This is a genomic window from Enterococcus sp. PLH-Efm8, from assembly GCF_053011625.1.
The window spans coordinates 1,428,947-1,454,358 of sequence record NZ_CP172568.1 but is presented as its reverse complement, the minus strand read 5'-3'; the positions used below and the strand labels follow the sequence as shown (position 1 = coordinate 1,454,358).

General features: G+C 35.8%; 33 protein-coding genes and 1 tRNA gene. 24 read left to right on the top strand and 10 right to left on the bottom strand.

Going from position 1 to position 25,412, the window contains the following annotated elements; all coding sequences use genetic code 11:
• Positions 1 to 32: 32 nt before the first annotated feature.
• Entirely contained in the window at positions 33 to 596 is a 564-nt protein-coding gene (locus ACIFUW_RS07230; RefSeq protein WP_002303842.1) for a hypothetical protein, read from the top strand.
• 60 nt (positions 597 to 656) lie between these two features.
• Here the strand turns inward: ACIFUW_RS07230 and ACIFUW_RS07225 are convergent, their stop codons facing one another.
• The 4 genes from ACIFUW_RS07225 to ACIFUW_RS07210 all read right to left on the bottom strand — a co-directional run bounded on the left by ACIFUW_RS07225 (position 657) and on the right by ACIFUW_RS07210 (position 2,154).
• Positions 657 to 1,022 carry a TIGR02328 family protein gene (locus ACIFUW_RS07225; protein ID WP_002296662.1) on the bottom strand — a complete coding sequence of 122 codons (366 nt, stop codon included), beginning with the start codon at positions 1,020 to 1,022 and terminating at the stop codon, positions 657 to 659.
• 75 nt (positions 1,023 to 1,097) lie between these two features.
• Positions 1,098 to 1,343 (bottom strand): helix-turn-helix domain-containing protein, encoded by a 246-nt coding sequence (locus ACIFUW_RS07220; protein WP_002296663.1) that lies wholly within the window; start codon positions 1,341 to 1,343, stop codon positions 1,098 to 1,100.
• Between the two features lie 69 nt (positions 1,344 to 1,412).
• Complete coding sequence (locus ACIFUW_RS07215; protein ID WP_002296665.1) at positions 1,413 to 1,667, bottom strand: hypothetical protein; 255 nt, start codon at positions 1,665 to 1,667, stop codon at positions 1,413 to 1,415.
• 163 nt (positions 1,668 to 1,830) lie between these two features.
• The gene (locus ACIFUW_RS07210) at positions 1,831 to 2,154 is read right to left on the bottom strand and encodes a hypothetical protein (protein WP_002321681.1); all 324 of its coding nucleotides are present in this window, start codon (positions 2,152 to 2,154) and stop codon (positions 1,831 to 1,833) included.
• A gap of 186 nt (positions 2,155 to 2,340) precedes the next feature.
• Here ACIFUW_RS07210 and ACIFUW_RS07205 point away from each other — a divergent pair.
• Positions 2,341 to 2,414, top strand: a tRNA-Ile gene (locus tag ACIFUW_RS07205).
• A gap of 384 nt (positions 2,415 to 2,798) precedes the next feature.
• On the opposite strand, the gene ACIFUW_RS07200 is transcribed toward ACIFUW_RS07205, so the two are convergent.
• Positions 2,799 to 3,296 carry an isochorismatase family cysteine hydrolase gene (locus ACIFUW_RS07200; RefSeq protein WP_002296667.1) on the bottom strand — a complete coding sequence of 166 codons (498 nt, stop codon included), beginning with the start codon at positions 3,294 to 3,296 and terminating at the stop codon, positions 2,799 to 2,801.
• A gap of 39 nt (positions 3,297 to 3,335) precedes the next feature.
• Positions 3,336 to 4,145: a Cof-type HAD-IIB family hydrolase gene (locus ACIFUW_RS07195; RefSeq protein ID WP_002296669.1), complete on the bottom strand. Its 810-nt coding sequence runs from the start codon at positions 4,143 to 4,145 to the stop codon at positions 3,336 to 3,338.
• Between the two features lie 333 nt (positions 4,146 to 4,478).
• Between ACIFUW_RS07195 and ACIFUW_RS07190 the strand changes: the two genes are divergently transcribed.
• The 9 genes from ACIFUW_RS07190 to ACIFUW_RS07150 all read left to right on the top strand — a co-directional run bounded on the left by ACIFUW_RS07190 (position 4,479) and on the right by ACIFUW_RS07150 (position 10,549).
• A complete protein-coding gene (locus ACIFUW_RS07190; protein WP_002296670.1) occupies positions 4,479 to 5,336 on the top strand; it encodes a glycosyltransferase family 8 protein in 858 nt (285 codons plus the stop codon).
• Positions 5,329 to 6,231, top strand: a complete 903-nt coding sequence (locus ACIFUW_RS07185) for a glycosyltransferase family 8 protein (protein WP_002296671.1) — start codon at positions 5,329 to 5,331, stop codon at positions 6,229 to 6,231. The genes ACIFUW_RS07190 and ACIFUW_RS07185 overlap by 8 nt, the downstream gene beginning before the upstream one ends.
• A 32-nt stretch (positions 6,232 to 6,263) precedes the next feature.
• Positions 6,264 to 6,614: an iron-sulfur cluster biosynthesis family protein gene (locus tag ACIFUW_RS07180; protein WP_002296672.1), complete on the top strand. Its 351-nt coding sequence runs from the start codon at positions 6,264 to 6,266 to the stop codon at positions 6,612 to 6,614.
• A 48-nt stretch (positions 6,615 to 6,662) separates the two neighbouring features.
• Positions 6,663 to 7,586, top strand: coding sequence for a magnesium transporter CorA family protein (locus tag ACIFUW_RS07175; RefSeq protein ID WP_002303839.1), 924 nt, complete (start codon positions 6,663 to 6,665; stop codon positions 7,584 to 7,586).
• Positions 7,587 to 7,663: 77 nt separating this feature from the next.
• Complete coding sequence (locus tag ACIFUW_RS07170; protein WP_002296675.1) at positions 7,664 to 8,557, top strand: SDR family oxidoreductase; 894 nt, start codon at positions 7,664 to 7,666, stop codon at positions 8,555 to 8,557.
• A 37-nt stretch (positions 8,558 to 8,594) separates the two neighbouring features.
• A complete protein-coding gene (amaP, locus tag ACIFUW_RS07165) occupies positions 8,595 to 9,158 on the top strand; it encodes an alkaline shock response membrane anchor protein AmaP (protein ID WP_002296677.1) in 564 nt (187 codons plus the stop codon).
• Positions 9,159 to 9,171: 13 nt separating this feature from the next.
• The gene (locus ACIFUW_RS07160; RefSeq protein ID WP_002291274.1) at positions 9,172 to 9,360 is read left to right on the top strand and encodes a DUF2273 domain-containing protein; all 189 of its coding nucleotides are present in this window, start codon (positions 9,172 to 9,174) and stop codon (positions 9,358 to 9,360) included.
• A gap of 12 nt (positions 9,361 to 9,372) precedes the next feature.
• The gene (locus ACIFUW_RS07155; protein WP_002296679.1) at positions 9,373 to 10,275 is read left to right on the top strand and encodes an Asp23/Gls24 family envelope stress response protein; all 903 of its coding nucleotides are present in this window, start codon (positions 9,373 to 9,375) and stop codon (positions 10,273 to 10,275) included.
• Between the two features lie 31 nt (positions 10,276 to 10,306).
• Positions 10,307 to 10,549, top strand: coding sequence for a GlsB/YeaQ/YmgE family stress response membrane protein (locus tag ACIFUW_RS07150; RefSeq protein WP_002291278.1), 243 nt, complete (start codon positions 10,307 to 10,309; stop codon positions 10,547 to 10,549).
• Positions 10,550 to 10,804: 255 nt separating this feature from the next.
• On the opposite strand, the gene ACIFUW_RS07145 is transcribed toward ACIFUW_RS07150, so the two are convergent.
• The 4 genes from ACIFUW_RS07145 to ACIFUW_RS07130 all read right to left on the bottom strand — a co-directional run bounded on the left by ACIFUW_RS07145 (position 10,805) and on the right by ACIFUW_RS07130 (position 13,334).
• On the bottom strand, positions 10,805 to 11,176 hold the full coding sequence (locus tag ACIFUW_RS07145; RefSeq protein ID WP_002295142.1) for a hypothetical protein: 372 nt from the start codon (positions 11,174 to 11,176) through the stop codon (positions 10,805 to 10,807).
• Between the two features lie 635 nt (positions 11,177 to 11,811).
• Positions 11,812 to 12,039: a helix-turn-helix domain-containing protein gene (locus tag ACIFUW_RS07140; protein ID WP_002295139.1), complete on the bottom strand. Its 228-nt coding sequence runs from the start codon at positions 12,037 to 12,039 to the stop codon at positions 11,812 to 11,814.
• Positions 12,040 to 12,047: 8 nt separating this feature from the next.
• Positions 12,048 to 12,521: a DUF2975 domain-containing protein gene (locus tag ACIFUW_RS07135; RefSeq protein ID WP_002295138.1), complete on the bottom strand. Its 474-nt coding sequence runs from the start codon at positions 12,519 to 12,521 to the stop codon at positions 12,048 to 12,050.
• 639 nt (positions 12,522 to 13,160) lie between these two features.
• The gene (locus ACIFUW_RS07130; RefSeq protein WP_002291299.1) at positions 13,161 to 13,334 is read right to left on the bottom strand and encodes a hypothetical protein; all 174 of its coding nucleotides are present in this window, start codon (positions 13,332 to 13,334) and stop codon (positions 13,161 to 13,163) included.
• Positions 13,335 to 13,637: 303 nt separating this feature from the next.
• Here ACIFUW_RS07130 and tnpA point away from each other — a divergent pair, with 303 nt between their 5' ends.
• The 13 genes from tnpA (at position 13,638) to ACIFUW_RS07065 (ending at position 25,409) form a co-directional block, all read left to right on the top strand.
• Positions 13,638 to 14,042, top strand: coding sequence for an IS200/IS605-like element ISEfa4 family transposase (gene tnpA, locus ACIFUW_RS07125; RefSeq protein ID WP_002287522.1), 405 nt, complete (start codon positions 13,638 to 13,640; stop codon positions 14,040 to 14,042).
• Between the two features lie 16 nt (positions 14,043 to 14,058).
• Positions 14,059 to 15,207 carry an IS200/IS605 family element RNA-guided endonuclease TnpB gene (tnpB, locus tag ACIFUW_RS07120; RefSeq protein WP_002287525.1) on the top strand — a complete coding sequence of 383 codons (1,149 nt, stop codon included), beginning with the start codon at positions 14,059 to 14,061 and terminating at the stop codon, positions 15,205 to 15,207.
• A 434-nt stretch (positions 15,208 to 15,641) separates the two neighbouring features.
• A complete protein-coding gene (gene amaP / locus ACIFUW_RS07115; protein ID WP_002295947.1) occupies positions 15,642 to 16,208 on the top strand; it encodes an alkaline shock response membrane anchor protein AmaP in 567 nt (188 codons plus the stop codon).
• A 12-nt stretch (positions 16,209 to 16,220) separates the two neighbouring features.
• On the top strand, positions 16,221 to 16,409 hold the full coding sequence (locus ACIFUW_RS07110; protein WP_002295945.1) for a DUF2273 domain-containing protein: 189 nt from the start codon (positions 16,221 to 16,223) through the stop codon (positions 16,407 to 16,409).
• A 12-nt stretch (positions 16,410 to 16,421) separates the two neighbouring features.
• Positions 16,422 to 16,979, top strand: a complete 558-nt coding sequence (locus ACIFUW_RS07105; protein WP_002295944.1) for an Asp23/Gls24 family envelope stress response protein — start codon at positions 16,422 to 16,424, stop codon at positions 16,977 to 16,979.
• A 31-nt stretch (positions 16,980 to 17,010) separates the two neighbouring features.
• Positions 17,011 to 17,253: a GlsB/YeaQ/YmgE family stress response membrane protein gene (locus ACIFUW_RS07100; protein WP_002290686.1), complete on the top strand. Its 243-nt coding sequence runs from the start codon at positions 17,011 to 17,013 to the stop codon at positions 17,251 to 17,253.
• Positions 17,254 to 17,280: 27 nt separating this feature from the next.
• On the top strand, positions 17,281 to 17,508 hold the full coding sequence (locus ACIFUW_RS07095; protein ID WP_002295943.1) for a hypothetical protein: 228 nt from the start codon (positions 17,281 to 17,283) through the stop codon (positions 17,506 to 17,508).
• Between the two features lie 85 nt (positions 17,509 to 17,593).
• On the top strand, positions 17,594 to 18,808 hold the full coding sequence (locus ACIFUW_RS07090; protein ID WP_002296683.1) for an ammonium transporter: 1,215 nt from the start codon (positions 17,594 to 17,596) through the stop codon (positions 18,806 to 18,808).
• Positions 18,809 to 18,838: 30 nt separating this feature from the next.
• Positions 18,839 to 20,266 carry an amino acid permease gene (locus tag ACIFUW_RS07085; protein ID WP_002295940.1) on the top strand — a complete coding sequence of 476 codons (1,428 nt, stop codon included), beginning with the start codon at positions 18,839 to 18,841 and terminating at the stop codon, positions 20,264 to 20,266.
• A gap of 22 nt (positions 20,267 to 20,288) precedes the next feature.
• Positions 20,289 to 21,215 carry a glutaminase A gene (glsA, locus tag ACIFUW_RS07080; RefSeq protein WP_002295938.1) on the top strand — a complete coding sequence of 309 codons (927 nt, stop codon included), beginning with the start codon at positions 20,289 to 20,291 and terminating at the stop codon, positions 21,213 to 21,215.
• A gap of 207 nt (positions 21,216 to 21,422) precedes the next feature.
• A complete protein-coding gene (locus ACIFUW_RS07075; RefSeq protein ID WP_002295937.1) occupies positions 21,423 to 22,883 on the top strand; it encodes a hypothetical protein in 1,461 nt (486 codons plus the stop codon).
• 220 nt (positions 22,884 to 23,103) lie between these two features.
• A complete protein-coding gene (locus tag ACIFUW_RS07070; RefSeq protein ID WP_002287770.1) occupies positions 23,104 to 24,867 on the top strand; it encodes a 1-deoxy-D-xylulose-5-phosphate synthase in 1,764 nt (587 codons plus the stop codon).
• Between the two features lie 83 nt (positions 24,868 to 24,950).
• Positions 24,951 to 25,409: an ASCH domain-containing protein gene (locus ACIFUW_RS07065; protein WP_002295936.1), complete on the top strand. Its 459-nt coding sequence runs from the start codon at positions 24,951 to 24,953 to the stop codon at positions 25,407 to 25,409.
• The last annotated feature ends 3 nt before the right edge of the window (positions 25,410 to 25,412 follow it).

Here is a 25,412-nt window from a genome sequence, read left to right as displayed (position 1 = left end):
GTGATTTAGCATTCTTATTTTTAAAAATAACTGTGTTATATATTAAAAAAGGCATAATAGTTATAAGCTTTTTTAAAGAATATTTAGAAATTATTAATTTTCGTCTGAAAACAAAAAAAGAAAGCGTTATTATTTTAGTCTATTTTCAGGGGGGGAACCTTATGATAAAAAAACTATTTTTACTATCAATATTAACGCTAGCAATGGCAGGTTGTTCTGACTCTGGCTTAGCAACTGAACTGATCACAAAATCAACTGAAGCCACGACAGAGGAGTTAAAATGTGGAAACGATCACAGTGACTACAGAGGCTTAAATCGACGATGCATGGGAATATTAGGCAGAAGCAATTGTAAGCATCGATGTAGTAATCGAAGAAGGTGTAGAAGAAGCAACAGAAAAATCAAAAGAAAGATCAAAAGAAGCAATCTGTGCTGTGCATCGTATACAGACGTCGAAGATGCGGTACTTTTAAACCACGTCAGGAGATGTTCATTTATGTCTAGGGAAGTTGGCGATGAACCAAAACTAGAGTACGCTTTTAGTTTTGCACGTGAGGATGAAGATAACCCTAAAACTTACGACATTTTAGCTTGATCTAAGATGGTTAAAGCTTTTTAATGAAGTAAGAGGAGATAGAAGGCTTTTCTAGTTATATTAGGTAAGATAAATTCCTTTTTGCTCCAAATTTGCTAAACATTCTGCTAGATAAACTTCATCGTGTTCCGGATAAATCGGCACGTTGCGCTCTACAGTAGGTAAATCAAAAAATGCTTCGCATGATTTGCCACGATACATAGGATTTTTCCACTCTGGTGCTGGGCTGTAACCACGTTTTTCCATTTCATCCATGACAAGCTGATGATATTGGAATAATCTATAAGGAGAATAGTGAAAAACATAATCCACAGTAGCATGTTTCTTTCCCCAGCCATTTCCTCTTAATGCACAGCATTCCCGATGTTGTCCTAAAAGCTGTTGACGAGGAAGCTTTGAAATCAATTTTTCATGCCATAATCGCATAGAAATGTCTCCTTTATATATAGATTGTTAACCTTAGACGTTAAATGAAAAAACCAGCACCAAGGCTGGAAAAAATCACTTCAGTTTGCTTGCTGTTTCTGAGCGACCAATTAGGTAATCAACGGAAATATCGTAAAAGTCAGCGATATAGATTAATTCAATGATGCTTGGAATTTCTTCTCCTTCTTCGTACTTACGATATTTGAATAAAGGAATACTTAACGCGCTAGAAACAGCTACTTGAGATAAAGATCGGCCAGTTCTTAAGAAATTCAGACGACAACGTAAAGTATCCAGTAAAATAGCTTCTTCGATACTCATTTAATCACCTTTCATTATAGTAGAATAGTTATAATGACTATAGAAAGCTACACATGCAATCAATAGTACTCAATGTTTTTTATTTAAACGTATCAAATAAAGAATGACGATCAATAAAGACAAAACCAGTCCTGATAATTCTTCTATAAAAACACTATCGGGTTCAAAGTAGTTGTAATTAAAAACTTTCCACATAAAGTAGATAGCCGGAAGAGTCAAAATAGCTAAATAAAACCGTTCTTTGTTCCAATTCATAAGATAAACAATACTTGCGACCAGTGCGACCGCAGGCACCCAAAACAAAACTCTCACCAACGTAATCATGTAACGGACTCCTCAACGATTCATATAATAAAAGATAACATGTTATTGCATACATCACAAATGAAATGCTAGGAAAATAAAAGAAGAATAGATCAATGAAAAATGAAAAAGCAGAACAGTTTTCTGCTGATAAGCAGGAACTGTTCCGCTGAATGTGTCTTATCTATCGAGAAAAAATCAATGGATTGATATCTAAGTAATTCAATACATATAAAAAGAGGACGATCGCATTCACTAAAAAGGAAAGAATGATGATCCCATAGCGAATGGAAACATATTTAACAAATACTTTTGTTTGAATACGGGCATATCTTTTTCCTTTATAGCTGAGCATCATGACAAGAAGCAAAAGGGTAATCACACCTTGAAAAATCATTCCAATAAACAGAATTCCTGAGGTTTGATAATTTAATTGGAGAAAATAAGCTGCTGCCGCAACTAAATCGAATAAAATCGCAATAAATGGCAAAATAATCACTCCTAACATTGAGAATAAATAAAAGAATAACATTTTTTCTAAAATAAGCAAATAAAAATTAAAGTAACAAAATAGTTATGACACAAGTAAAAGAAATAAGAATAACAATATTATTTTACTTATATTTTGAAACTTGTGAGAGTTTGTCATTCGTGCTATAGTTGAAAAGTAACAAAAATAAATTTTATTTATGATGTACCTTTAGCTCAGTTGGTTAGAGCAGACGGCTCATAACCGTCCGGTCGTAGGTTCGAGTCCTACAAGGTACATAAGAGGTTGTGAAAAAGCTGCCCTGCATCAAGTAATAAGAACAGCCAAGTAAAAACAGCTTCTTATGTTTTTACTTGGCTGTTCTTATTACTGCAGATGCAAGCTTTTGAATACCGTTTAAGGAAGAGGTTGTGAAATCAGCGTTTTGACCTGAGTATTAGCTTAACAAACGGAAAAATAGTTCCTCATATTTTGCCGTTTGTTAAGCTAATACCGAGGGTCAGCTGATTGAACACCATTTAAGAAAGAGGTCGTGAGCCTGCCGTTTCACTCTGTGTCATAAAAAAGCCAATCTACTTTGATAGAAAAAGCACGTAGGACTAAAACAGTTCTGCGTGCTTTTTTTATTGTGTGTTAAATATCGTAAATGAAGATAGATATTTTTATGATTCGACGATAGAGACGTTGAAATCTTTCAACAGCTCTAAAGCGGATTCTCCGTGTTTTCTACTGGAGACTAACATTGGATCAACAAAAAAGTCTGCTTCAGGAAAAGCACTCTGCAGGCCTATCAGATTAGAGAGTACACACAAGTTTGTTTCAATCCCGACTACTTCGATCTCTTTTTGTTCTTCTTTGCTTTCAAATAAAGTTTCCTGGATTTCAGCTAAAGTTTCAGGTGGAATCGTAAAGTAATACTTTTTAATCACTCGTTCATTTTCTTGTGGAGAAAGAAGAGGGATCAATTGCAAATCTTCTCGTTCTTCTTCTTTGTCCTTCAGTTCAACTGGTATATCCCGTGTGAAGAGAATATATTCATTATTTTGGCGTGCTTTAGCTAATCTTTGAGCAATACGTTCTGCCAATTGATCTGACTCTGGAATATAAAATTCGCTGTTTGGATCAAGAATATGATTTTGCATATCAATAATAACTAACATTTTCTTTCCTCCTACATTCATATCGTCATTTTATTCTTTTTAATAGAAGTTTTTTAAAATATAAGCAACACCAGCTTCTTCATTCGTCAGTGTTACTTGGTTTGCAATTTCTTTTACTTGTCGCTGTGCATTCCCCATCGCAATACTCAACCCGCTGTAATTCAACATAGCAATGTCGTTTTCTTGATCGCCAAAAGCCATGATGTCACTCGATTCGATTCCAAGGTAATCCGCCAGAAAAACAAGTGAATGAGCTTTAGTGATACCTGTAGGCGTGATTTCTAAGAAATGCGGATCAGAGAATACTGATTGGATACCATCTGCTTGCAGATCTCTTTGTAGCTTCTGTAGTTTTTCTTCACTCTTATCTGTTAATGCTAATTTAAGATAGCTAAGAGAAGGATCTTCCAACATATTTAAAATTTGATCAAAAGAATGGTTCTGTAAATTGAAATGTTCATAATAAGGGTCATCTTTGACTAGATTTGATTCATCGAATGTCAGCTGATCATCTTGGGTTTCTCGGCTAGCAATGATGGATATTTTCGCTTCTTGAGCATAGAAGAAGGCTTTTCTCAGTGTATCGCTATCTATTTTTGAACGTCTGAGAACTTTCGCCATTTTTCCATCCTTCATTTCAGCAATCAGTGAACCATTGGAAGAAATCAAATAGCCACCGATTCCTAATTCGGAAAAAATATCTTTAGCAGAAATGCTGTTCCTTCCGGTAGCGACGGTTACGATTCCGCCATTTTCATCAAATTTCCGAAGTGCTTGGATATTTTCTTCTGGTATCTTTCCATTTCGATCAAGCAAGGTACCGTCTAAATCAATCGCTGCTAGTTTCATTTTATCTTCCTACTTTCTTTTTACATATCTATTTTCCTGTTACCTTAAGATTAAATGAGAATTTAAAAAAATGAAACTAACTTGCTTTGTCATTATGAATTTTTTCAAAAAACATTCTTAAGAAAAAGGTGGCTATATATAGTAGTTTTTGCTCAATACCTTTGAATAAAAAGCCATGAAAAACGAATAGTTAGCGCTTACCGATGCGTTTTGTGATAAAAAAATTTTAAAATATTCAATGAAAACAAAGCATATATTTTGCTTTAAAACCAAATGAGGAATATTCTAGATGTAGAACAGGTTAGAAAAAGATTAGAAAAAGGAGTGATTTTGATGGAGAAGAGATACGGCGTAGTTCCTGTGGTAACTGCTTCAGACGAAAATTATGCTCCTTACTTGAGCGTGATGATCGCAACTGCATTAGAAAATTGCAATAAAACAAGACGCATAAAATTTTATGTGATTGACGATGGTCTATCAGAATATAGTAAAGAAGGATTGGAAGAAACGGTAAATAAATATTCAAGTAATGCAAGTATCCAATTCCTGACAGTGGAAAAAGATATCTACGAAGACTTCCTAGTCAGTGACCATATCACAACTACCGCTTACTTAAGAATTTCTTTACCAAACTTATTAGCTAAAGAGGATTATAAGAAAGTCCTTTACTTAGATTCAGATGTGTTAGTACTAGACGATATCGTAAAACTATATGATGAGCCGTTAAATGGAAAAACAATCGGCGCTATTATCGATCCAGGCCAAGTGAAAGCTTTGGAAAGATTAGGAATCGATTCCGATGACTTGTACTTCAATTCAGGAGTGATGGTGATTGACATTGATCAATGGAATAAAAAAGAAATTACAGAAAAAACTATCCATTACCTCAGTGAAAATGGCGATCGAATCATCTATCACGACCAAGATGCTTTGAATGCTGTACTTTATGAAGATTGGGAACAACTTCATCCAAAATGGAACATGCAGACTTCGCTGATTTTTGAACGTCATCCAGCACCAAATGAAAAATATGAACGTCAGTATAAAGAAGGAAATGAAAAACCTTCGATCGTTCACTTTACAGGACATGATAAACCTTGGAATACGTTGAAAGATCATCCGTATACCAATTTATACTTAAAAAAATTAGCACACAGTACTCTAACGAAAGTAGGCGAGATCAATGAATAAAAAAGAAATAGCAGTAGTCGCAAGTTGTAACACAAAATTCGTACCACATTTAGCTGCATTATTTGTCTCAGTATTAGATAATTGCAACCCGTCTAAATTTGTTCGGTTCTATGTGATTGACGATGATATCGATTTTGAAAGTAAACAGCTTTTACGCTTCTCAGTGAAAAACGCACGAATGAACTCAGATGTGGAATTCTTGAAAATCAATAAAGAATTCTTTACAAATGTGGTAATCAGCGATCGTATTCCAGAAACAGCTTATTATCGTATTGCGATTCCGGAATTGTTCCGCGGCACAGAAGTTGAACGTATCTTATATATGGATTGCGACATGATCGCTTTACAAGATATCTCTAAATTATGGCGTCTTGACTTCGGTGATTCAATCGTAGCAGCTGTTGAAGACGCTGGGTTCCATCAACGACTGGAAAAAATGAAAATTTCAGCTAAATCAATGCGTTATTTCAACTCAGGTTTGATGCTGATCAATGTGAAAAAATGGTTAGATGAAAATATTACGCAAAAAGTATTAGATTTCATCGAACATAATCCAGAAAAATTACGATTCCATGACCAAGATGCATTAAATGCTATCTTACATGACCGTTGGTTACCACTTCATCCGCGTTGGAATGCACAAGGCTATATCATGGCAAAAGCAAAAAAACATCCAACAGCAGCAGGTGAACGTGAATACGAAGAAACTCGCAACAATCCTTACATTATCCATTTTTCAGGACATGTGAAACCGTGGAGCAAGGATTTTGAAGGGCCAACGAAGAAATATTACGAAAAATATGCAGGGATGACGGCTTTCCGTTGTGTAGCTAAATTCCCTAAATATCCAAAATATGCAAAAGTTCAACCAAAAACAGATGTAGTTGTTAAATAATAGAAGACAACAACTGAAGAGGGGGAGTAGGAATGGAAATTACAATGTCTAAAAATGCAGTAGAGACGTTAATTGAAAAGGTTGGGGAAAATACAAAAATCGCACTCGCGCTTATCAATGATTCCGATCCATTTCTAAGGGACAAAGGTGCTTTTGCAAAAGGCAGCTTTTTTCAAATCATTCCTTTTGTTTCGGAATTTGGAGAATATGCGACTAAAATCGAGCATCCATTATTGGACATCTATACATCTAAATTAGAGCAAAATTATTTCGGTAAACGATTGAACATGGACTTCAACAAACAGCTTGACAGCTTTTCATTAGAAAATGAAATCGCAGTACTCGATTATAATATCAAATTAAAGAACTGCTTCTTCAGCTAATAGTTTCGAGAAAGTCCAAAAAGGAGGTATACATTGAGATACTACTTTGTGGATGAAGAAAAGAATGTAATAGAAACAGATGAAAAAAAATATAATTGGCTCGTACTTGATAGTGCAAAGCCCGAAGAGATTGAGCAAGCAATCGAAGAATTCGAGCTTCCTGATGATATTTTCGTAGGAACCGAATATCCGGAAGAAGTTTCTCGGATGGAGCGCCTTTATGAGACGAAACTAGAGCATCCATTTTCTTTGGTAGTGATTAATCTAGATCAGTCAGATAATCGTATCGAAAAAAAATTAACGCCAATATCTTTTGTACTTTCCGATAATCTCTTGATTACTTGTATCGATAGAAAAACCGAATTTGTGGATCGGCTGCTGACAAAGCATGGAAATCATTTAAACTCGTTTGAAAAGATCATCACGTATACATTATTAGATATTTACACCCATTACGTGAAAGAACTAAGAGAGATGAAAAAGCGAATTGACGCTTTGGATAAAGCAGCTCGTAAAACAACGGAAAATGAAGAACTGTATAAACAGGCAGATCTTGAAAGAGACATCGTATATATCGATCATACCTTAAGAGATCAACGGGAAACAATGGATCAATTATGGAATTCTGAAACTTTCATCAAACGTTTAGACGATGAACAGCTACTCTATGATGTCCATTTGAGACAGCGACAAACAGAAAAAATGATCGAGATCTATCGAGATTTATTAGAGAGTATTGGTGATCTATTCAACGGGATGATGGACAATAATCTAAATCATATCATGAAATATCTAGATTCAGCTGCATTAATCATTTCCGTTCCGGCGTTGTTCGCAGGGATTTGGGGAATGAATACAGGAGGATTACCGGGTAAAAGTTCTGCTCTAGGCTTTATACTCGTAGTCTTTGGCTCTTTGATAGCAGCAGTAGTTTTAGGTTACCATTTATACCGGAAAGATTATACAAATTAAAGAATCTATTTAAAACAGGTATCAAACAAAGAAATTTGTTTTGGCAATACAATTTAAAAACTAGGAGGAATACAGCAATGACAGAACCAAAATTAATCGACCCGCGAAACTTGTACCATACGGAGAAATTTCCTAAACAAGATCAGGATACACCAGCTTTACAGCAGAATATGATTCCTGTTCCTGATTGTGGAGAAGAATCCTATGAAGGCAATAATCAACTAGAAAACCGCCGTGTACTAATCACTGGTGGAGATTCAGGGATCGGTCGTGCAGCAGCGATTGCATTTGCTAGAGAAGGGGCAGATATCGCTCTTCAATTCTTCCCAGGAGAAGAAAAAGATGCAGAGGAAGTAGCAAAATACGTGAAAGATGCAGGACGTAAGATTGTCTTACTACCTTTTGATCTTCGTGACGAACAAGCACCTAAAGAAATCATAGATAAAGCCGTGAGTGAACTTGGCGGGCTAGATACGATGGTACTAAACGCAGGACAGCAAATTTCTTGTCAGTCTATTGCTGAGTTACCACTTGAGCAAGTCAAAGACACATTTATGATAAACATCATCGCTATGTTTGCTTTAGTGAAAGAAGCTGTTCCGCATATCCCAGCAGGAGGAGCAATCGTAACAACAACTTCTGTTCAAGCATTCAATCCAAGCGAACATTTATTAGATTACGCAGCAACAAAAGCTTCAATCGCTAACTTTACGATCGGTTTAGCAAAACAGCTTGCACCTAAAGGAATCCGTGTAAATGGTGTAGCACCTGGTCCAATCTGGACACCATTACAACTAGACGAAGGACAACCTTCTGATTCGATCCCTGAATTTGGTCAGCAAAGTTTACTAGAACGTGCAGGTCAGCCAGGAGAATTAGCACCAGTTTATGTTTTCTTAGCATCGAATAAAGCAAGTTATGTTACAGCCCAAATTTACGGAGTAACTGGTGGAGAAGCGATCAACTTATAAGAAGTTGATCGTTTCACCCCTATGAGGAGGTGCGAAAATGAATAAAGGTGTAAAAACGATCGGAGTGATCGGAACATTACTTTTGCTATCTGTGCTTTTGTTTGCGATACTATTAAGTGCAACCTATCCATTGCCTTTTCAGCTAGAGAAGTTTCGATTCTTTTCCATCACTAATTCATACGTGCAACAATATGTATTTTGGCTTGCCGTTGCATTTGCTATTTTGACAATTATCACGTTACTTGTTTTCCTGTTTTATCCAAAAACAATCGGAAACTTTCTACTGAAACATGGTGATGGGGAGTTGACGTTGGATAAAAAAGCAATTGAAGGAATGGTTCGTTCTCACTTGCATGAAGATGAATTCATCCATTCACCAAAAGTAAATGTCAAAGCAACGAAAAACAAGATCGCCGTCAATGTAAAAGGGGAGTTGAAACGAACTTCAGCACTCATTGGTAAAACAGGAACATTGATGAAAGAAATCGAAAATGAAGTACAACACATATTGGGAACAAAAGAGCCAGTGAAAGTATCGGTGAAATACACAGGCTTTGAAGAACCAGCTAAACGAAGCAATGACCGCAAACGAGTAGAATAGGGGGGGACCAAAAATGAAAGAACTATTTTCGACATACAAGCTCCCTATCATCTTTGGGGTACTTGGATTGATATTAGCCGTTTTATGGATCACCGTGGGCTTTTTCAAGACCTTATTGATCTTGATCATGGCAGCGATCGGCGTCGCTATCGGTTTTTATCTGAAACAAACGAAAATCTTAGATCACTATTTTAAATCTTAGGAGGAAACATCCATGAATAACAATAACAAAAATAATAACAATAAAATGAACAACCAAAAACCAGTGTCTGCACATCCAGACCCAACGACACCAAACCAATCAAATGGTGTGAACGATGAAAAGAACAAAACAGCACCAGTATCTGCACATCCAGATCCAGTAGTCCCTAACGTTCAACAAGGAGTAGAAGAGAAGAAACATGATGCAGAAAAGCATGCACCTCATCATCCAGGAACTCCAGAATCTAAAGTTCCAGAACAACATGATGCAATCGATCCTTCTAAACCTGTGGAAGAGCAAAAACATCCTTCTGACCATGCGAAAGCACAAGAAAAACTTAGTTCTGACCACACAAACGGACAAGGAAAACTTGGTTCTGATCATACAAATAACCAAGGAAAGCATGATTCTGAACAGGAAGATTCAATGCGCGGTGAGCTGAATTATGAAGATAAAGTTGTGCAAAAAATCATCGGAATCGCAATTGAACAAGTAGACGGTTTATTATCTGCAAACGGTGGTTTCTTCTCTAATGTGGCAGGAAAACTTGTGAATACAGATAATGTAACGGCTGGGATCGAAACAGAAGTCGGTAAAAAACAAGTAGCAGTTGATATGGATGTCATTGTGGAATATGGCAAAGATATCGAAAAAATCTTTGAAGAAATGCAAGAAGTAATCGGCAAAGAAGTAAAAAATATGACACATTTAGAAGTGATCGAAGTCAACGCTAACGTAGTGGACATCAAAACAAAAGAAGAATTTGAAAAAGATCAAGAAACGGTGCAAGACAAAGTAACTGACGCAGCGAAAAAAACCGGTGAATTTGCTTCGAATCAAACAGATAAAGTAAAATCAGCAGCTGGAAGCGGCGCACAAAAAGTAAAAGAAAATACAGAACCACGGGTTCAGTAATAAGGAAGTAAAACATTAGGAGGAACGAAACATGGGATTTATTTGGTCACTTATCGTCGGAGGAATTATCGGAGCAATTGCAGGAGCAATCACGAATAAAGGTTCTTCGATGGGGATTATTGCAAATGTCGTAGCAGGTTTAGTTGGATCAGCACTTGGTCAAGCATTATTAGGTTCTTGGGGACCAAGTATTGCAGGAATGGCAATCGTGCCATCATTGATTGGTGCCATCATTTTAGTACTAATCGTATCATTCTTTGCTCGAAAACTGTAAAAAGACTTTTAAAAAGAGGTCGTGAAAAAGCTGTTCTTCATCAAGTAATAAGAACAGCCAAACAAAAATAGCTTCTCATATTTTTCATTTGGTTGGGCATATTATCGAAGATGCAAGCTTTTGAACACTGTTTATACGGAATAAGAGGCTGTGACAAGACTTTTGTCACAGCCTCTTATTTATGCGGGCAAATTCCCAATTAGATTTTTAAAAGTTTTTCCTTAAATGTGTCTTTATTGATACAGAGAAGCTTCTTTAATAAAACAATGCCTCCCTAAATTTTCTTGAGATAGGAAAGGTGAACATACAAAATAATACGACCACTTTGAAAACCCAGATGATCCACAAATGGATCGTATGATACTGATGAAGTAAAAAGCAATGGATCAGAAACTCAAAGAGATTGAAAAAGACAAGGAAGAAATAATATCTCTTTTTTACTCTTGTCTGTTTTAGCCAATAATAGCTCGTAAAGTAATCTAGACAAACAAATAGAAGTAAACAAAGTTTCGTAAGAGCAGCAATCGTATCATGTTGCTCTGCTAGACGATTGACGAGCAGGAAAAATGTTGGTAATGGAATATAGATCACGAGTAATGAAAGAAAAAAGTAAACAATAAATGGCATACTATTCCTCCTAATTGTGTGAGTTCGCCCTCATTTTAAAATAACGATATTTGTTTGTGAAGCTTTTTCGTGTCGTAACAAATGTTATCTAATGTATTTTTAAATAAATAATCATTATTATCAAAATAATGTTAAAAATAAAAAAGAATTGTCCATCACTGTTATTCAAATCATTTTATCAAAACTACATAGTAAATGTTAAAAAGCAACATGACATAATATATAGAAGGCTTTACAGTATATATGGGAGCTTACTAAAAAAGAATGGAGTAAGAGTTAACACAATGGGCCATTAGCTGAAGTTTTAAGCACTTCAAGGTATGAAACAGAATGGCCTGTAATACTACATGATTATTTAGACTGCTCAAACTGCTATCAGTCTGGTGGAATGAATAAAGTATTATACTAAAAGCAGATCCAACTACAACGTAACAGGAAACCAGTTGTATCAGGAAAAGTGATAGTACATGGAGAAGAAAAGGCCCCCTTTGTATGAGTCAGTACATATCTTATTTATAGATAAAACGGTATTCAATCGAAATAAAAAATCTGAATAATAGACGTAAATAACTTCTAAAAGTCTCACACATCTATCATTCAGATTATTTTTTATTTACTGTTTGTTCTACTTTATTTTATTCTTCTGGTATAGTATTCGAGTCATTTTTATAGGTCAACAAATCACCTGGTTGACACTCCAAAACTTGGCAGATTTTTTCGAGAGTGGAAAAACGGATGGCTTTTGCTTTTCCATTTTTTAGAATAGAGATGTTTGCCATCGTAATGCCCACTTTCTCACTCAATTCAGTCACACTCATTTTTTTTTGAGCTAATACTACATCTAAATTAACGATAATTGCCATGTCGCACCTCACACTGTCAAATCATGATCTGTCTTAAGTAAAATCGCATGTTCAAGCAGTTTTTCCAGCACGCTTGTTAATGTGTATACTGCAAAAGGAATGAATACGACAGCGATTCCTACCAACATCAAACCTGGAGCATCGTCTAAATCCGCTACTTTCATAAATTTAGGAAGTAAGCCAAAAAAGGCGAAACCAATAAACAAAATGGTTCGTTCGATTTTTTTTAGTATGTTTAAGCTTTGAGTGGAAAAAGCTTGGTTATCTTCGATTTTTTTCAATAGTTTCAATAAGAAATAAGCAATAACGATCCCTAGGAGAAGGGCAAAGTAAATGACAGAAACAAATAATGTGGTCTGCCAATCAAAATTGAATCCTTTTTCGCTTGTAGCGATCTGAGTATAAAAAAGTACGCCGAACAAAATAAATACGGCACTTATACCTAAAACGACAAATTTTAATAGCAATGTTTTAAATTTCATTTTTATCCCTCTTTTATCTTTGATAGCTAAAATATAGCAGAATAATTATTGTAAAACAACTATTTTTTATCGAAAAACAATAAAAATATATCGTTTATAAAAAATGATAGAGTATGAAGGTGTGGAGTGCATTTAACAGCTTTTTTTGATTGTAAGAAACATTTAAAACCAGTTATTTTAGATTCTATGTGTGTCTCTTCTATAATGCTAGTTTAGATGCCTGGGATTATATTGGACAATACAGTTGGAGGATTTTTTATTATCTAGCGAAGAGAAGTGTAAGTTAACAGAACTGTATGAGAAAAAAGACAACTACGTAGTAGCTAACCGATTCATTAATTTTTTCAAGTTCATGTTTATTTACGTATCAGAATTTTTCTTATTCAATGGTTTGGTGTAATCACCACTTATTTGTCCTTTATTGCTTATACAATGTTATACAAAAGGAAAATCAAGCATTGACGCATGGGGTGGTACTATCTAGCTGAAATAGCTTAATAAGCGCAAGTAGATGCATTGGATTAGTTTATAAATCAAAAGTGTTAGAGGTATTAAGAAGAAGTAGAAAAATAAAATGGATTGCCGAATAAAAAGTACCATAAATCCTAAAACATGTGCCAACAGATAGATGGCACATGTTTATTTTTTTCGATAATTTTGTAACAAAAATACGAAGATGAAAAAGAATAGAGATTCCCATAATGTAGTAGTCCAACTGAATTCTTTACTGATACCAAATACCATATTTCCTAGATTTGATACAATCAAATAGCCAATCGTTATGATCAATGAATAGTACAATCTTTTCATCATAGGACATACCTCGTTTTTATTTATAAGAATAGTATAAACCAAAGAAGTGAATAAGAAAAATGATAATATAAAAATAAAGTAAGAACGCATTAAAGTAACTAAAGTTATTTATTGTATTTTTTAATTCTCCGAAAAAATTTAACAGAATTAGGCAGAAGTCGCCCATCCTCTATAGGTGGGTGATGAATGCCGTTCGGTATGAGGGTTACCGTTGGTAACTCGAAGACCGACAACTAAGGCGTATTGCCTTTTTATTTTGTTCCATGTTACAATCAGTCTATACAAGAAATGAGTTGATATAACATGGAATTAGATACAAATAATCATTCAGTATTTCTTCTTTATTACCACCTTGTTTTAGTAACGAAATATCGTAGACAAGTGATTGATGATGAAATATCTGATTATGCCAAAACTACTTTTGAAAGAATTTCAGAATCGTATCACATTACTTTAGTGGAGTGGAATCATGATAAAGACCACGTTCATATTATGTTCAAAGCTCAACCTAAAACAGAATTGACAAAATTCATCAATGCCTATAAAAGTGCCAGCTCAAGATTGATAAAACGTGACTTTCCAAGAGTCAAACAATTTCTTTGGAAAGAAATGTTCTGGTCTAAAAGTTTTTGTCTTCTGACAACTGGTGGCGCACCAATTGATGTGATTAAGAAGTATATCCAAAATCAAGGAAACAATCATAAATAGAAAGTAGGTGAACTTTATGGAACAACTAAAAGCATACAAATTCAGAATCTATCCAACAGAGGAACAAGAAATCTTCTTTGCCAAATCTTTTGGTTGTGTCCGTAAGGTCTACAATCTAATGCTTGATGACCGAAAAAAGGCGTATGAAGAAGTTAAAAATGATTCTTCTAAAAAAATGACTTTTCCGACACCAGCTAAATACAAGAAAGAATTTCCGTTTTTGAAAGAAATTGATAGCCTTGCTTTAGCCAATGCCCAACTTAATTTAGATAAAGCATACAAGAATTTTTTTCGGGATAAATCCGTTGGATTTCCACGTTTCAAAAGTAAGAAAAATCCTGTTCAGAGTTATACAACGAATAATCAAAATGGTACAGTTGCTTTGATTGATAGTAAATTCATCAAAGTTCCTAAATTGAAGTCATTAGTAAGAATTAAGCTTCATAGACAACCAAAAGGGATTATCAAATCCGCTACAATATCACGTCATTCTAGCGGTAAATACTATATTTCTTTGTTGTGTAAAGAAGAAATTATCGAATTACCTAAAACTAATTCCACAATTGGTATTGACTTAGGTATTATGGACTTTGCGATTCTTTCTGATGGACAAAAAATTGATAATAATAAATTCACGTCCAAAATGGAAAAGAAACTAAAGCGTGAACAACGCAAATTGTCTAGGCGTGCTTTATTGGCTAAAAATAAAGGTACCAATCTATTTGAAGCTAAAAATTATCAAAAACAAAAACGCAAAGTAGCTAGATTGCATGAAAAAGTAATGAATCAACGTACTGATTTTCTGAATAAGTTGAGTACAGAAATGATCAAAAATCACGATATTATCTGTATTGAAGACTTAAACACAAAAGGTATGTTGCGAAATCATAAATTAGCTAAAAGTATTTCTGATGTTTCTTGGTCAAAGTTTGTGACTAAATTACAATACAAGGCTGACTGGTATGGACGAAAAATCATCAAAGTAGATAAATGGTTTCCGTCTAGTCAGATTTGTTCAGAGTGCGGACATAAAGATGGCAAGAAATCTCTTGAAATTCGAGAATGGACTTGTCCTGTTTGTCATACTCATCATGATCGTGATATCAATGCTAGTATCAATATTCTGACCGAAGGTCTAAGACTACATTCTATGGGATTGGCTTAGATCCAATCATCAAGAACCGTAGGAACTACGGGGATAGCTTGGTAAATAAGAGACACCGCTGTTAGTAAAGAAATACGCTATCAAGTATGCTCTATTCCCAAGAAGCTCCCACTTCAAGCGTTAAGAACCGTCAGGTTTAGCTAAGTGGTGAGTAGTTCACTAAATAAATAGAATCTTGTAATAATAACTGAGCATAATCTTTGCAATTTTTAATCTTGAATAATATCCTTTAAGTATAGCCAGCAATCAAAAGTAAATAGAGAATAAGTAAGCAATTGTTATTTCAGTATCAGACTGGCAATAAAACGCCGTTATGATCCAGCAATGTTTGGTAGCGCTTTATTTACTGATGCTATGCTAACTGTTCGCTATCTATACTGTGATTGTCGGTAGAGTTATTTACAGGGTAAAAATAAGTTTATAGGAGGTGGAAAATGAATAAGGGGTTAAAAATAATCGGTGTTATCATGAGTTTACTGCTACTTTCAGTATTTCTAGCGATTGCGTTGATCAATGCGCCGTATATTATGCCTGAACAATTGGAACGATTTCGCTTCTTTACTTTAACGAATTACTACATGCAACAATATATTTTCTGGGCAGCTGTAGTATTTGCCGTTCTTGCTATTATCATCTTGCTAGTCGTTCTTTTCTATCCAAAGTCAAGAGGAACTTTCGTTATGAAACGGGAAGATGGCAAACTAACAATCGACAAAAAAGCGATCGAAGGGTTGGTACGTTCCCATTTACACGAAGAAGAGTTCATTCATTCACCTAAAGTACGGATACGTTCAACGAAAAATCGAATCCATATCCATGTCAACGGAGACTTGAAACGAACTTCTTCATTAGTAGGGAAAACAGGTGTATTGATGCAAGATATCGAAGAAGAAGTAACTAAAGTACTCGGAACAAAAGAAACGGTCAAAGTGGCAGTCACATACAGCGGTTATGAAGAACAAGAAGATACAAGAGACTACAAGCACTCTCGAGTGGAATAGGAGGGCCAAATAATGAAAGAACTATTTTCAGCATACAAGCTCCCTATTATCTTTGGGGGTCTTGGACTACTGCTAGCTGTTTTATGGTTAACGATTGGATTTTTCAAGACATTGTTGATCATAATCATGACAGCAATTGGCGCAGGAATCGGTTTTTATTTGAAACAGTCAGGAATAGTTGATCAATTTTTTAAATCATAGGAGGAAACAAAGATGGAAAACAAAAACATGAATACAACAAATGGATCAGTTTTGGCAAATGAAAAAGGAGAAAACCGCATGATGAATGGTGAATTGACTTATGAAGACAAAGTCATCCAAAAAATCATCGGTTATGCATTGAAAGATGTAGATGGTCTATTGACATTAGATGGCGGATTTTTCTCAAATATGGCTGAAAAATTAGTCAACACAGATAACGTAACAGCAGGTATCAATACAGAAGTAGGTAAGAAACAAGTAGCTGTGGATCTAGATGTGATCGTAGAATACGGTAAAGACATCGAAGATATTTACAACCAAATCAAAGAATTGATCAGTACTGAAGTAAACAATATGACACATTTAGATGTTATCGAAGTGAATGTGAATGTTGCAGACATCAAAACACAAGAAGAATACCAAAAAGATCAAGAAACAGTACAAGACAAAGTAACAGAAGCAGCAAAATCCACAGGACAATTTGCTTCACGCCAAACAGATAAAGCAAAATCTGCTGTAGGCAAAGGTGCACAAAAAGTCAAAGAAAATAACGAACCACGTGTACAATAAGAAGTAAGAAGTCAGTTAGGAGGAATTTAAAATGGGATTTATTTGGGCATTAATCGTCGGCGGTATCATTGGAGCAATTGCAGGAGCAATCACGAATAAAGGATCATCAATGGGGATCATCGCAAACATCATTGCTGGTTTAGTAGGTTCAGCAATTGGACAAGCTTTACTAGGAACTTGGGGACCAACAATTGCAGGAATGGCTATCATTCCATCATTGATCGGTGCAATCATTTTAGTATTAGTCGTTTCATTCTTTGCACGTAAATTATAAGCAAATTGAAGAAAAACTTATGTTGAAATGAAGAACAAATTTGAGAACCGTAGCGACACTCGCTGCGGTTCTTTTTTATATATTTTATATGAAGTATTCTTTATTCCTTATGAAAAAATATCTTTAAAAATAAAAAAAGACGAAAATAAACGGTTTTCTATAAAAAGAAGACCGTTTATTTTTTGTCTTTATTTGTGTGAAAAACGAAAAAGAGCACAACACATCAAGCTTTTATTAATTGTCTGTCTTTTATAAATGCAAGTATTAATTCAAAAAAACAGAAGAAAAAAACAACTACACCTTCTTTTATACTCGTAATCGTAGAAAGGAGGCGAAAAAAATGAATACATTACCTATCAATACAGGAGATACAGCATTCATGATTTTATGTACAGCAATGGTTTGCCTGATGACTCCTGGTCTAGCTTTTTTTTACGGCGGATTAGCACGGAAGAATAATATACTAACGATCATGTCTCAATCTTTTCTCTCCGTTGGGATAACAACGATTATGTGGGTATTTGGTGGATTCGGATTGGCCTTTGGACGGGATATCGGCGGTGTTATTGGAAACCCGGCAGATTTCTTTTTGATGAGACATGTTACAAGCTTCCCCAACATGTTTCATGGTGCAACGATTCCATTTTTAATGTTCTTTCTTTACCAACTGATGTTTATCGTGATTACCGTTCCTTTGATGACAGGAGCTTTTGCAGGGAGATTGAATTTAAAAGGCTATATTATACTTGTTATTTTTTGGAATCTGCTGATTTATTTCCCTGTTTGCCACTGGATATGGGGTGGCGGATTTTTGGATCAGATGGGATTTAGAGATTTCGCTGGTGGAGCAGTCATCCACACGACAGCTGGATTCGGCTCTTTAGCATGTATCCTCACACTTGGTCAAAGAAAGATTCCTTTAGGAGAAAGAAGTCAGCATAGCAGTCTTATGGCAGCTGCTATCGGTACAGGACTGCTTTGGTTTGGCTGGTTCGGTTTTAATTCCGGTGGTGCACTTCGAGCAGATGAACAAGCAGTCAATGCATTTGGTTCAACATTCATCGCTCTTGCATTTGCGATGATTACTTGGCTGATCATTGCAAAAGTAAAAGGAAATGGCTTTGATTTTGTCGACGTACTAACAGGATCCGTTGCTGGATTGGCAGCCATTACGCCTTGTGCCGGTTATGTAGAAGCAAAAAGTGCCATGCTGATTGGGATCATTGCGGGTATCGTCTGTCATGCTGCTGTTGATTTTCGTAAAAAGAAACAATGGGATGATGCACTTGATGTGTGGGGTGTTCATGGCATGGGCGGATTCACAGGTACGATTCTGATAGGGATCTTTGCATCTAACAGCCATTTACTAACGAATCCAAGCAGCTGGTACTTCTTAGGGATTCAAGTGATTGGTGTCATCATTACTGCCGTGTATGCCTATGTGCTGACAACAGTGATTTTAAAATCGGCGATGCACTTTACAACGATCACTACTACAAAAGAAGAACAAGAAGAAGGATTGGACTTTTTCTTCTTTGGCAACAAACTCAATTGAAACAAATTCAAATAGAAAAGAGGAAGATTCATGCAACAAAGCAAAACGAAAATTCCTGCAAAAAAATTAACGTTCTTTGGCTTTTTGGCTATGACCATCTCAATGGTCGTTTCATTATATGAATATCCCACATTCGCGACCTCAGGCTTCAGCTTAGTATTTTTCTTGTTATTAGGCGGTTTGCTATGGTTTATCCCTGTGGCATTGTGCGCAGCAGAGATGGCAACGGTGAAAGGATGGGAAAAAGGCGGTGTCTATACTTGGGTCAGTCGCACATTGGGAAAACGATTCGGTTTTGCCGCAATCTTTTTCCAATGGTTTGAGATAACAGTTGGCTACTTGACCATGCTGTATTTCTTAACTGGTGCATTATCCTATGCAACGGGTATTGGTGCTATACAAAACAATAAATATCTGAAATTGGCAATCCTATTGATTATTTTCTGGGCTATTTTACTCTCACAGTTAAAAGGAACCAAATACACTTCATTGATTGCTCGGATCGGTTTTGTAGCTGGTATCTTGTTGCCAGCATTAGTCTTGTTTGGCTTAGGGATCCATTATGTCGCTTCAGGCGCTCCACTACAAACGATACTGTCTATGAAAACATTGATTCCTGATTTTTCGAAATTGCCTACGCTGGTTGTTTTTGTTTCCTTTATTTTAGCATATATGGGCGTAGAAACATCTGCCAGTCATGCAAATGAAATGGAAAACCCTAAAAAGGATTATCCATTAGCAATGTTTGTATTGGTTATTCTGGCAATCATTTTAGATACTTTTGGCGGATTGACCGTCGCTACTACAGTACCTCAACATGGTTTGTCTCTTAATACAGGGGTGATTCAATCGTTAGAATTCCTATTAAGACACATTGATCCAAATCTTGCATGGATTGCGAAAATTCTTGCGATTCTTGTTTGTTTAGGTGTCATCGGAGAAATTGCTTCTTGGGTAACCTCTCCTTCAAAAGCACTTCACGTAGCAGCAGAAGAAGGATTACTTCCTGAATATTTTGCAAAAGAAAACACACACGGTGTTCCTGCTCATTTGATGATCGCAAATGGGATCGTTGCAACAATCTGGGCAGCCGTCTTTACATTAAGCGGCGGGGGGAATAATCTTTCATTTCTTGCAGCGATGTCATTGACTGTTGTAATCTACCTGATGTTGTACTTTATGTTTTTCGCGGGCTATTTGAAGCTGGTTTTTAAAGATGACAGTCTTGAAAGAGCCTATCAGGTTCCAGGCGGAAAAGTTGTAAAAGTAATCGTTGCTTGTTTAGGTCTTTTGACTTCACTTTTTGCTTTTTGTATCTCATTTGTTCCACCTGCTAGTATCGCAGCTGGACAGCATGGGATTTATGAAACGATTCTGATTGTTTCTTATCTTATCGTCTTAGTTATTCCATTTACGATCTACGCATGCCGTCATAAATTCCAGCATGCAGAAAAATAAAAAATGAAAGCTGGTTATTCAAATGGAAGTAAAAGAATTAGAACAATTGATTGGAAAAAATTTCCACTATTATCAAACAGGACAAGTGGCGGATTACATTCCAGCATTAGCTGAAGTGGATCCCAAACAATTAGGTATGGCGATTTATGATTTGGATACAAAACAACTGATTGAGGGAGGAGACGCCGATGTGCGCTTTGCCATCGAAAGCATGTCAAAAGTTCCCGTATTGTTATTAGCAATCAAAGACAACGGAATAGAAAAAGTCTTTCAAACAATCAACACGGAACCAACCGGTTTTGCCTTCAATTCTATCATGAATATGGAAATCAATCATCGCAAACATCCAATGAATCCTTTTGTTAATGCAGGAGCGATTGCAACAACCTCGTTGATTGCCGGTAAAGATGCAGATGAAAAATTTGAGCGAATCTTGTCATTTATGAAAGAGATCTGTGATGATCCTAATATCACATTGAATGAAGAAATCTATCATTCTGAATCAAGAACAGGTGATATCAATCGCTCTCTTGCTTACTATATGAAAGGTAATCAAATGATCGAAGGAGACGTACCGGAGATACTCGATGCTTATTTCAGACAATGCTCCCTCAATGTCACCGCTACAGGCATAGCAAAATTAGCTGCTGTGCTGGCAAATAAAGGAATTGCTCCTTGGAATGGCAAACAAATCATTACTGAAGAAAGTGCTACAATCGTCAAATCAATTATGACAACTGCTGGTTTGTATGATGAATCAGGAGAGTTTTCCGTCCATGTTGGTGTACCTGCAAAAAGCGGTGTAGGCGGCGGGTTGATGGCAGCTGTGCCAAATCGTTACGGCATAGGTGTCTTCAGCCCGGCACTAGATCCATTTGGTAACAGCGCAGCTGGTATCCAATTGTTGAAAGATGTAGTCAAAGAACTAGACGCTGACATCTTTGAATAACCATTCTTGAAAGAGGCTGGGGTAAAAGTCCAAACGGCTCAAAGCTACCTACAATGAGGCTGAAATTGTGAGCTTGTTTGACTTTTGTCCCAGTTTCTTTTTTTATTGGTTTTTGAAAGGGCTTTTCTAAATAAAAAGGAAACAAAAATACGATTTACAGATATGATTAAATAAAATCATAAGAAAAACTGGAGGCGTGTATCAGGAATGCTGGAAAATTACATCGAGCGAAATATATTTAGAAAAGTGTATCTGTGTGAACAATTATTTGAATTCCAAGAAATAGACATCGAACAAACAGCTATTTCTCTAAGGGTGACTACACCAACGATCCTTCACGATCTAGAAAGTCTAGCCGAGTGTCTAGAATATTGTATAAAAGAACAAGTAAGAGAGAAGCATAAGTATAAACTCGTATTCAAACATGGTATTGCTCTTTCTGAGCTCACACAGTTTCTGTACGGTCAATCTTATTTTTTAAAGTTTTTAAGTTATTATTTTAATGGTATATTCACGAGTACAGAACTGGCTGATCTTGAATTTATTTCTTTGAGCAAAGTATATACAATCAAAAAAATCGTATTGGATTTTTTTAAAGAAAATGATTATTTGAAAAATAAAGAAATCATTATCCCAGAATTTGACTCGCGGAACATCTTGCTAGCTTTAGTACGTTATGTCAATTGGGAAGGCTATGAAAATAAAAATCCGTATGTAGAAGAAGCTTGTAACGAGTTGATTGATTATGTAGAGACTCATTTTTTTAAAAGAAGATATTCGGAAGATGAAAAGTCCTTTATCATACGAGGAATAGAGATCGCAATCGGAAGAAAGGCATTTCCCCTTGGACTGAAAGAAGAAGATAAGAAAAGCGCAGAAACGAAGCCGTTATTTCAATTAGTCTGTCAAGGATTGGAAGAGCAAAAAGGAATTCTAGACTTACAAGAAGAAGATGTCTATTATATTTTTTCTTTGTTCAACAGTAGAAATTATACCAATGAGAACATGGAGCTGTTAAGAAAAGATTTCGAAGTTGTTTATAAAAATTTTGTTCTCAATGACCTATCACTGAATGAATTGATTTTACAGATTATTAGTATCGCTGAAATCGACGATGCAGAAAATTTTATTTTCAAGCAATCCTTTTTACAATTTGTCCGTACGTTGTGGGCAGATGGACAAGTATTTTTACCGGAAAGGATCTATCTTCTATCAGAAAAAGAACAACTTCTGTACGGAAAAATTGTAGAAATATTGGAAGAGTGGAAAAAGAAAAATCAAATCCAACTAAGATGGAATGAAAATTTCATTCGAAAATTCGTCAAAAGTCTTTCTTTGATCAACAGTGAACAAGCGGGGAGACAGGAAATAGAAATTTTTGTTGTTTCAGAAAGTTCAGTCAAACAATTTTTTTATCGAACCCAATTTCATTTGTATGCGGAAGAAGGCATCGCTGAAATAAATCCTATTTTATTTCGTTCATTAGAAGAATTGCCTGATGAATGTCTATGTGCGAAAAAAAGAGTGGTTTTGTGCGATGCTGCTAGCTATCAAAATGGATTAGAAACTGAAAAGACAAAGATCTATCCAATCTCATTAAAAGGTGCAAACATCCATTTGTATCATATTGCTCAGGAACTTCACCTATTAAAAAAACATATTTCTTGATGAGACCTTAATTAGGAGACCTTCTACAAAGCTTTTTAATTGTCTGTAGAAGGTTTTTATTTGAGTCCTGATTCGTGCGAAGATCTACTTATATAACAAGCTTTCTCTGAAATTTTTTTAAAATGCTATTGACTTAGAGTCAACTCTAAGTAGTAGAATAGATAAAGTGTAACAAATCTATTTTCATTAAAAGAAGATAGTACGGAGGAGAGAATGTATTATGAGTACAGTATTACATGTATTGGATGCAATCAATAGCCCCGCAGATGTCAAAAAATTATCTGTTGAGGAAATGAAACAGTTGGCAGAAGAGATGCGCCAAAAAATCTTGCAAAAGGACAGCGATGTAGGTGGGCACGTTGGTCCGAATCTAGGTGTAGTAGAATTAACGATTGCGTTTCATTATGTATTTGATTCACCAAAGGATAAAATCGTTTGGGATGTTTCCCATCAGTCTTATGGTCATAAGCTTTTAACTGGTCGAAAAAATGGTTTTGAAAAAGGACATTACCGTGAAGTGAGCGGATATTCCAACCAACATGAAAGTAAACATGACTATTTTACAGTGGGGCACACATCTACATCTATCAGCTTAGCAACAGGTTTAGCTAAAGCGAGAGATCTGAAGAAAGAATCAGGAAATGTGGTAGCATTTATCGGTGACGGCTCCCTAAGTGGTGGCTTAGCTTTTGAAGGATTGAACAATGGTGGTGTTTTACAATCCAATCTAATCGTATTAGTAAACGATAATGAGATGTCTATTGATGAGAATCATGGCAGTTTATATAAAAACTTAGCTGAGCTTCGTCAAACCAACGGTAAAAGCAGCAATAACCTATTTAAAGCAATGGGATTTGATTATCGTTACGTGGATAATGGAAACGATCTGGAAACGGTGATCCGTTTATTTGAAGAAGTAAAAGATATTGATCATCCGATTGTACTTCACGTCCATACGGAAAAAGGTCGCGGTTATCAGCCGGCAATCGATAATAAAATGAAATATCATTGGCATGTACCATTTGATCTGTCCACCGGGGAGGCAAAGCAAGTAACTTCTGGAGAAACATTTAATATGATCATCATGGATTATTTGGATAAGAAAATGCAAACAAGTACAGCTCCTATTGCCGCAGTCAATGCAGCGATACCAGGCGCCTTTGGACTGAAAACATTCCAAGAAAAACATCCAGATCATTATTTTGACGTGGGGATCGCTGAACAGCACTCTATCACTTTCGCTTCTGCTTTGGCTTCTCAGGGAGTACGTCCAGTCGTCTTCCAATCAAGTACTTTCTTGCAACGGGCATATGATCAATTATCACATGATTTAGCGATCAACGAGAATCCAGTGATTATTTTAGTCGGTGGCGGAACGATCTCAGCTAGTGACCGAACACACCAAGGAACATTTGACATTCCTTACTTATCAAGTATCCCGAACATCAAATATCTTGCTCCAGCAACAAAAGAGGATATGATCTCTATGCTAGATTGGGCGTTCGAACAAACAGCGCAGCCTGTAGCAATCCGAATTCCTACACATGGTGTAGAACATGGTACAGCTATCGCAAATGATTATAGTATTCCAGCCTATCAAACAGTAAATAATGGAGGAAAAGTAGCAATTTTAGCTTTAGGCGGTTTTCTTGAATTAGGAAAAGAAACAGTAAAAGCTTTTAGAAAAAAAGGAATCGAAGCAACGTTGATCAATCCAGGAACGATCACAGAAAATGACGTAGAAACATTAGATAAATTAAAAGAAACACACGAATTAGTCATCACATTAGAAGATGGTAGTTTGTCAGGAGGATTTGGCGAAAATATCAGTCGTTATTATGGTGATTCTTCAATGAACGTATTAAATTTTGGTGCAGAGAAAGAATTCACGGATAGCGTTCCTGTAGGGCAGCTTTATGAACGTTATCATTTAACACCAAAACAAATCGTTGAAGATAGTCTGCGTGTCTTGAATATTCAATAATTCATTATGCTCACCATCCAGATAATTGTTTATACTAGTATCTGGATGGTTTTTTCATTATAAAAAGCAAAGGGGTGGATGTTATGTATCAGCAAGTAGAAGAATATGTCAAAAAGTTCCAAGAAAAATATCCTAGTTATCAATCAGAAAAATTAGGTTTCTTTTCATTTGGGGATACAGAAAAAATGGCAGACGAGTTGAGCGAACTAGTTGTAAAAAAGATAAAGACTGGTACATCAAGTGGTTACGATCTGTATAAACAAGAGAATGAGCCTTTACCAAAAGTTGGTCAATTAGACGTGGTCCTGAATGGAAAAAATGAACCAGTTTGTATCATCAAAAATATAAATGTGACCATCTTGCCTTTTAGTGAAGTCACGAAAGAGCATGCTTGGAAAGAAGGAGAAGGGGATCGGACATTAGCTTATTGGCGGAAAGTCCATGCTGAGTTTTTTAAACATGCTTATAAAGAAGCGTTGAACATAGAATTTACAGAAGAGAAGCTGGTCGTATACGAAGAATTTGAAGTAATTTTCTTTTAGTAA

What these genes read in the sequence shown, in the direction of transcription:
- ACIFUW_RS07225 (WP_002296662.1), bottom strand. Translation starts at nt 1,022, where the DNA reads ATGCGATTATGGCATGAAAAATTGATTTCAAAGCTTCCTCGTCAACAG.
- ACIFUW_RS07220 (WP_002296663.1), bottom strand. Translation starts at nt 1,343, where the DNA reads ATGAGTATCGAAGAAGCTATTTTACTGGATACTTTACGTTGTCGTCTG.
- ACIFUW_RS07215 (WP_002296665.1), bottom strand. Translation starts at nt 1,667, where the DNA reads ATGATTACGTTGGTGAGAGTTTTGTTTTGGGTGCCTGCGGTCGCACTG.
- ACIFUW_RS07210 (WP_002321681.1), bottom strand. Translation starts at nt 2,154, where the DNA reads ATGTTAGGAGTGATTATTTTGCCATTTATTGCGATTTTATTCGATTTA.
- ACIFUW_RS07200 (WP_002296667.1), bottom strand. Translation starts at nt 3,296, where the DNA reads ATGTTAGTTATTATTGATATGCAAAATCATATTCTTGATCCAAACAGC.
- ACIFUW_RS07195 (WP_002296669.1), bottom strand. Translation starts at nt 4,145, where the DNA reads ATGAAACTAGCAGCGATTGATTTAGACGGTACCTTGCTTGATCGAAAT.
- ACIFUW_RS07190 (WP_002296670.1), top strand. Translation starts at nt 4,479, where the DNA reads ATGGAGAAGAGATACGGCGTAGTTCCTGTGGTAACTGCTTCAGACGAA.
- ACIFUW_RS07185 (WP_002296671.1), top strand. Translation starts at nt 5,329, where the DNA reads ATGAATAAAAAAGAAATAGCAGTAGTCGCAAGTTGTAACACAAAATTC.
- ACIFUW_RS07180 (WP_002296672.1), top strand. Translation starts at nt 6,264, where the DNA reads ATGGAAATTACAATGTCTAAAAATGCAGTAGAGACGTTAATTGAAAAG.
- ACIFUW_RS07170 (WP_002296675.1), top strand. Translation starts at nt 7,664, where the DNA reads ATGACAGAACCAAAATTAATCGACCCGCGAAACTTGTACCATACGGAG.
- amaP (WP_002296677.1), top strand. Translation starts at nt 8,595, where the DNA reads ATGAATAAAGGTGTAAAAACGATCGGAGTGATCGGAACATTACTTTTG.
- ACIFUW_RS07160 (WP_002291274.1), top strand. Translation starts at nt 9,172, where the DNA reads ATGAAAGAACTATTTTCGACATACAAGCTCCCTATCATCTTTGGGGTA.
- ACIFUW_RS07155 (WP_002296679.1), top strand. Translation starts at nt 9,373, where the DNA reads ATGAATAACAATAACAAAAATAATAACAATAAAATGAACAACCAAAAA.
- ACIFUW_RS07150 (WP_002291278.1), top strand. Translation starts at nt 10,307, where the DNA reads ATGGGATTTATTTGGTCACTTATCGTCGGAGGAATTATCGGAGCAATT.
- ACIFUW_RS07145 (WP_002295142.1), bottom strand. Translation starts at nt 11,176, where the DNA reads ATGCCATTTATTGTTTACTTTTTTCTTTCATTACTCGTGATCTATATT.
- ACIFUW_RS07140 (WP_002295139.1), bottom strand. Translation starts at nt 12,039, where the DNA reads ATGGCAATTATCGTTAATTTAGATGTAGTATTAGCTCAAAAAAAAATG.
- ACIFUW_RS07135 (WP_002295138.1), bottom strand. Translation starts at nt 12,521, where the DNA reads ATGAAATTTAAAACATTGCTATTAAAATTTGTCGTTTTAGGTATAAGT.
- ACIFUW_RS07130 (WP_002291299.1), bottom strand. Translation starts at nt 13,334, where the DNA reads ATGATGAAAAGATTGTACTATTCATTGATCATAACGATTGGCTATTTG.
- tnpA (WP_002287522.1), top strand. Translation starts at nt 13,638, where the DNA reads ATGGAATTAGATACAAATAATCATTCAGTATTTCTTCTTTATTACCAC.
- tnpB (WP_002287525.1), top strand. Translation starts at nt 14,059, where the DNA reads ATGGAACAACTAAAAGCATACAAATTCAGAATCTATCCAACAGAGGAA.
- amaP (WP_002295947.1), top strand. Translation starts at nt 15,642, where the DNA reads ATGAATAAGGGGTTAAAAATAATCGGTGTTATCATGAGTTTACTGCTA.
- ACIFUW_RS07110 (WP_002295945.1), top strand. Translation starts at nt 16,221, where the DNA reads ATGAAAGAACTATTTTCAGCATACAAGCTCCCTATTATCTTTGGGGGT.
- ACIFUW_RS07105 (WP_002295944.1), top strand. Translation starts at nt 16,422, where the DNA reads ATGGAAAACAAAAACATGAATACAACAAATGGATCAGTTTTGGCAAAT.
- ACIFUW_RS07100 (WP_002290686.1), top strand. Translation starts at nt 17,011, where the DNA reads ATGGGATTTATTTGGGCATTAATCGTCGGCGGTATCATTGGAGCAATT.
- ACIFUW_RS07095 (WP_002295943.1), top strand. Translation starts at nt 17,281, where the DNA reads ATGAAGAACAAATTTGAGAACCGTAGCGACACTCGCTGCGGTTCTTTT.
- ACIFUW_RS07090 (WP_002296683.1), top strand. Translation starts at nt 17,594, where the DNA reads ATGAATACATTACCTATCAATACAGGAGATACAGCATTCATGATTTTA.
- ACIFUW_RS07085 (WP_002295940.1), top strand. Translation starts at nt 18,839, where the DNA reads ATGCAACAAAGCAAAACGAAAATTCCTGCAAAAAAATTAACGTTCTTT.
- glsA (WP_002295938.1), top strand. Translation starts at nt 20,289, where the DNA reads ATGGAAGTAAAAGAATTAGAACAATTGATTGGAAAAAATTTCCACTAT.
- ACIFUW_RS07075 (WP_002295937.1), top strand. Translation starts at nt 21,423, where the DNA reads ATGCTGGAAAATTACATCGAGCGAAATATATTTAGAAAAGTGTATCTG.
- ACIFUW_RS07070 (WP_002287770.1), top strand. Translation starts at nt 23,104, where the DNA reads ATGAGTACAGTATTACATGTATTGGATGCAATCAATAGCCCCGCAGAT.
- ACIFUW_RS07065 (WP_002295936.1), top strand. Translation starts at nt 24,951, where the DNA reads ATGTATCAGCAAGTAGAAGAATATGTCAAAAAGTTCCAAGAAAAATAT.